We start from the raw sequence: 5,387 nt of genomic DNA on the forward strand, positions 1-5,387 counted from the left end.
GCAATGATTCGCACATCGGGACAAATGTGGAACAAAGAAGGAAAAGCTCAAGATACAAAAGCAATTATCCCTGACAGATGTTATGAAGGAGTTTATACTGCCACCATTGAATTCTGCAAAAAACACGGAGCCTTTGACCCTAAAACAATGGGAAGTGTTCCCAATGTAGGTTTGATGGCACAAGCAGCAGAAGAATACGGTTCGCATGACAAAACGTTCCAAATGGAAGATTTTGGTGAAGTTCACGTAGTTGACGCAAACGGCATGGTCTTAATGCAACAAGGCGTTGAAAAAGGTGATATTTTCAGAATGTGTCAGGTAAAAGATGCTGCCATTCAAGATTGGGTAAAATTGGCTGTCAATCGTGCACGATTATCCAATACACCGGCCGTTTTTTGGTTGGATGAAAACCGTGCACACGACCGACAAGTAATTACCAAAGTAAAAACCTACCTTAAAGACCATGATACAAATGGCTTAGATATTCGCATCATGAATCCGGTGGAGGCAACAACCTTTACTTTGGAACGAATCATTCAGGGATTGGATACAATTTCAGTAACCGGAAATGTATTACGTGACTATTTAACCGATTTATTTCCAATTTTAGAAGTTGGAACTTCAGCTAAAATGCTTTCTATTGTTCCGTTGATGAATGGCGGTGGTTTATTTGAAACAGGAGCCGGCGGATCCGCTCCCAAACATGTGGAACAGTTTATTGAAGAAGGTTATCTTCGCTGGGATTCGTTAGGCGAATTTTTAGCCTTAGGTGTTTCATTGGAGCATTTAGGACAATCTTTAAACAATGCAAAAGCATTAGTTCTATCTGAGACCTTGGATGAGGCGACTGAAAAGTTTTTAGAAACCGATAAATCTCCCGCCCGCAAAGTGGGTCAGATTGATAACAGAGGTTCTCATTTTTATTTGGCTTTATATTGGGCTCAAGCGTTAGCCACTCAGGAGAAAGATGCTAAGTTAAAAGCACTCTTCACCCCTATTTCAGAAGCCTTGACATCAAATGAAGAAAAAATAAATGCAGAATTAATCGGTTCTCAAGGGAAGAAACAGGAAATTGGTGGTTATTACAAACCGGATATTAAATTACTTGAAAAAGCAATGCGGCCAAGCGAAACATTGAATGCTGTATTGGCGAAGTTGAATTAAATTCAATTTTCATGGCTTAAAAGAAGACAATCGTAAAGGTTGTCTTTTTTATTTTAAATATTTCAGTACAAACATTTTCGGTTGACTTTTAACCTCGATTTAACAACCTTAAAGTGATAAATTTTGGTGAAATTGCCGAATTTAGCACAAATTTTAAGCTATGAATTTTAAAAATGTACTTTTTCTTATTGTACTTAGTGTTTTTTCTGTATCAACATTATACTCCCAAGAAAAATTCACACTTAGTGGGACCGTGAGTGACCAAAGAAGCAATGAAACATTAATTGGTGTAACAGTTGTAATAACTGAACTCAAAACAGGAACCACAACTAATGAATATGGCTTTTATTCGATATCACTCCCCAAAGGAACGTATATCTTAGAAATAAGTTACATCGGATTTGAAACCATAACTTCTACTATAATTTTAGATAAAAACATTCGAAATAATGTTTCAATGAAAGAATCTGTACAACTTTTAAATGAAGTAGTGTTAACTGACCGAAAAGTCCGAACAGAAATTCGAAAACCTGAAATGAGTGTTAACAAACTTACCATTCAGGAAATCAAACAATTGCCGGTTTTATTGGGAGAAGTTGATATTATAAAGTCATTACTAACGTTACCCGGTGTAACGAGTGCCGGTGAAGGTCAGTCCGGCTTCAATGTTCGTGGAGGTGGTGCTGATGAAAACTTGATTCTTTTAGATGAAGCAACCATCTACAATTCTTCCCATTTATTTGGATTATTCTCTGTTTTCAATCCCGATGCAATCAAAGATTTGAAATTATACAAAGGGGGAATTCCTGCTCGTTTTGGTGGTCGATTATCTTCTGTATTGGACATTTATCAGAAAGAAGGAAACAGTAAAGATTTTCACATGACCGGTGGAATCGGATTGGTTTCCAGCAGATTGTTAGCTGAAGGGCCAATTGTAAAAGACAGAGGTTCATTTTTAGTTGCAGGAAGAGGTTCGTATGCACATTTATTTCTACCGCTTTTTAACAACGATAATTCAGCTTATTTTTATGATTTGAATACTAAAATAAGTTACAAATTGAATGACAACAACAATGTATTTATATCGGGATACTTTGGTCGTGATGTGTTCAGCTTGAATGAGACATTCGTAAATACTTATGGAAATTCCGTACTTAATTTTCGATGGAATCACTTATTTAATGAAAAATTATTTTCAAACATGTCATTCATATATTCCGATTATTATTACGGTTTAACGTTGGATTTTGTTGGATTTAACTGGGATAGTGGTATTAAAAATTATAATTTCAAATACGATTTCAAACACTATTTGAATAATAAACTTAAATTAACCTATGGTTTAAATTCAATTTACTACGATTTTAATCCCGGTAAAATTGAACCAACGGATGAAAATTCCGGAATCAATGAGGACCAACTTGCAAAAAAATATGCTTTTGAAGGAGCTTTGTATTTGGATGCTGAACACCAATTGTCCGATCAAATAACAGTTAGCTACGGTTTGAGATACAGCTTGTTTTATCGATTAGGTGATCAAACATTGAATACTTATGCCAATAACCAAGCGGTTACTTTTAATCAAGATTTTCAAATTTACGAATCAGCTAATCCTACAGGAACTATTTCCTATAAAAAAAATGAAACTATTGCGAGTTTTGATAATTGGGAGCCTCGTTTAGGGATTTCTTATGCTATTAATGACGAACAATCAATCAAGGCAAGTTACAATCGAATGACGCAATATTTACACTTAATTTCCAACACTCAATCACCCACGCCATTAGATGTTTGGGCTCCCAGTGATAATTTTTTAAGACCTCAATTATTAGATCAGTTTGCCGTAGGCTATTTCAGGAATTTTAAAAATGACGAATACTCATTAGAAGTAGAATCGTTTTACAAAAATATTCAAGATCGTGTCGATTATATTGATGGAGCAAATTTAATTGCCAATGAAGCTATTGAACAAGTGGTTCTAAATGGTGTCGGGAGAGCCTATGGTTTGGAAGTACTATTTCGTAAAAATCAAGGAAAGTTTAATGGTTGGCTCGCTTATACTTTAGCACGAAGCGAGCAAAAAGTAGAAGGTAGAACTCCCCAAGAAACAGGTATCAACAATGGCGAATGGTACCGAACCGGTTTTGATAAATTACATGATATTTCCATTGTTGGAAATTATAATTACAATGAAAAATGGCGTTTTGGAGCGAATTTCTCCTTTCAGTCGGGTCAACCAATCACCTTACCTAACGGTCAATATGAATACAATGGAATAACTGTTCCGAGTTATGGTTTGCGAAATGGGAACAACTTACCTGCTTATCATCGTCTGGATGTTTCTGCTACTTTAACTCCCAGTAAAAATAAAGATAGAAAATGGCAAGGTGAATGGGTATTTGGTGTTTATAACATTTACAACCGCATGAATGCAGCTTCAATAACGTTTCAACAAAATAAAGAAACGGCTGTTAATGAGGCTACACGTCTTGCAATCTTTGGTTTTATTCCAAGTGTAACTTACAATTTTAAATTCTAAAGCTATGAAAGTATTCAAATATATCACAGGAATTATTCTGATTACAATCCTAATTGGATGTGAAGAAGTGATTGATATTGATTTGCCAACCGCACCACCGCGATTAGTGGTAGAAGCTTCAATTAATTGGGACAAGGATACATCAGGTAACGAACAAATTATTAAACTTACAACCACAACTAATTACTTTTCCAGTACTATCCCAACCGTTTCAGGAGCAACCATTTTCATCACACCAACACTGAATCCTGCAATAATTTTTAATTTTGTTGAAGGTGATGAACTCGGAATATATGAATGTTCCAATTTTATTCCCATAATTGACCAAAGCTATACGTTAACCATCATTTATAATGGTGAAACATATACTGCTACTGAAAAATTGCTAAAAACACCAGTCATTAAACGTATTGAACAAAATGATGAGGCAGGTGCTTTGGGAGATGCTACTGAAGTGCGTTTTATTTATGATGATATTGAAAACGAAACAAATTACTATCTACAACAAATTGATGACCCCTATAAAGTTATTCCTGAATTTGGAATATTAGAAGACCGTTTTTTCCAAAACAATGAAATGTTCGGACTTTACTTTAGTGATGAATTTGTACCAGGAGATGTGGTAACTTTCACTCTAAATGGAGTTTCTCAAAACTATTACAATTACATGAACATTTTGTTGGCTCAAACGGGTACGAATAGTGCCGGACCTTTCAGCACGCCCACATCAACCATTAGAGGAAATGTTGTGAATCAAACTAACTTTGATAATTTTGCTTTAGGCTACTTTCGTTTAAGCGAACGAGCAAAAGTATCTATTACAATTGAGTAATTTACTAATTTATAAATGTCATCACACCACATCGTCAAAGACGACCAAGAACCCGCTTTAATCATAGCTAATGGAGCTGCTTGTAGTCAAGAACTATTGGGACAGCTTTTAGAATGGTCGCCGTTGGTCATTGTGTTAGATTCAGCCATTGACCGAGTACTTGAACTTGGAATAAAAGTGGATGTTTTATTAGGTGATTTTGATCGAGGATTTGATGCTACGTATTATAAAGAAATACACTACCCCTTAGATATTATTTATACTCCTGATCAAAACCAAACCGATTTAGAAAAAGCATTTGACTATCTTATTGAACGAAATTTTCCTGCTGCTAACGTAGTTTGGGCAACCGGAAAAAGAGCCGACCACACGCTCACAAACATTACGTCGATTGTCAAATTCAGAAATCAATTAAAGATTGTTTTATTTGACGATCATTCCAAAATATTTCTCCTGCCACAAACCTTTCAAAAATGGTATCCCAAAAATACAATAATCTCCTTGATTCCTATTGGTGACGTACATGGCGTCCAATCCAAAAATTTATTTTATCCCTTAAAAGATGAATCACTGATGTTAGGCTACCGCACCGGAAGCAGTAATCATGTAACCGAAGACGGCATCGTTCTTATCGAACATGCAGCAGGTGATTTATTATTAATGGAATGTTGGGATTAAATTCGGTTGGTTTCATTAAAAATTTGTATTTTTAATTCTCATTCATGCCAAATTTTGAAAAACGAAACCAACATAGAAAAGTCGACCTTACATCCAAGAAACCATCATCGTTCACTCTATGATTTTGAACCATTGTATGTTAAAACACCCGAATTAAAACCATTTGTTTTTGTA

5 protein-coding genes are annotated in these 5,387 nt (G+C 35.3%); all 5 read left to right on the forward strand.

Annotation, left to right across the window (positions count from 1 at the left end; genetic code table 11):
- The coding region (locus ACIQ2S_RS10765; protein WP_396175827.1) for an NADP-dependent isocitrate dehydrogenase at positions 1-1,164 on the forward strand (1,164 nt) is incomplete at its 5' end.
- A 160-nt stretch (positions 1,165-1,324) separates the two neighbouring features.
- Positions 1,325-3,703: a TonB-dependent receptor domain-containing protein gene (locus ACIQ2S_RS10770; RefSeq protein WP_396175829.1), complete on the forward strand. Its 2,379-nt coding sequence runs from the start codon at positions 1,325-1,327 to the stop codon at positions 3,701-3,703.
- A gap of 4 nt (positions 3,704-3,707) precedes the next feature.
- Complete coding sequence (locus tag ACIQ2S_RS10775) at positions 3,708-4,535, forward strand: DUF4249 family protein (protein WP_396175831.1); 828 nt, start codon at positions 3,708-3,710, stop codon at positions 4,533-4,535.
- A gap of 15 nt (positions 4,536-4,550) precedes the next feature.
- The gene (locus ACIQ2S_RS10780; RefSeq protein ID WP_396175833.1) at positions 4,551-5,213 is read left to right on the forward strand and encodes a thiamine diphosphokinase; all 663 of its coding nucleotides are present in this window, start codon (positions 4,551-4,553) and stop codon (positions 5,211-5,213) included.
- 54 nt (positions 5,214-5,267) lie between these two features.
- Positions 5,268-5,387, forward strand: a 120-nt coding sequence (locus tag ACIQ2S_RS10785; protein WP_396175835.1) for an RlmF-related methyltransferase, incomplete at its 3' end; no start/stop codon positions are given.

It is taken from the genome of Flavobacterium sp. (genome assembly GCF_044371705.1).
GTDB lineage: Bacteria > Bacteroidota > Bacteroidia > Flavobacteriales > Flavobacteriaceae > Flavobacterium.

Coding starts and splice junctions, on each gene's coding strand:
- ACIQ2S_RS10770 (WP_396175829.1), top strand. CDS start 1,325: ATGAATTTTAAAAATGTACTTTTTCTTATTGTACTTAGTGTTTTTTCT.
- ACIQ2S_RS10775 (WP_396175831.1), top strand. CDS start 3,708: ATGAAAGTATTCAAATATATCACAGGAATTATTCTGATTACAATCCTA.
- ACIQ2S_RS10780 (WP_396175833.1), top strand. CDS start 4,551: ATGTCATCACACCACATCGTCAAAGACGACCAAGAACCCGCTTTAATC.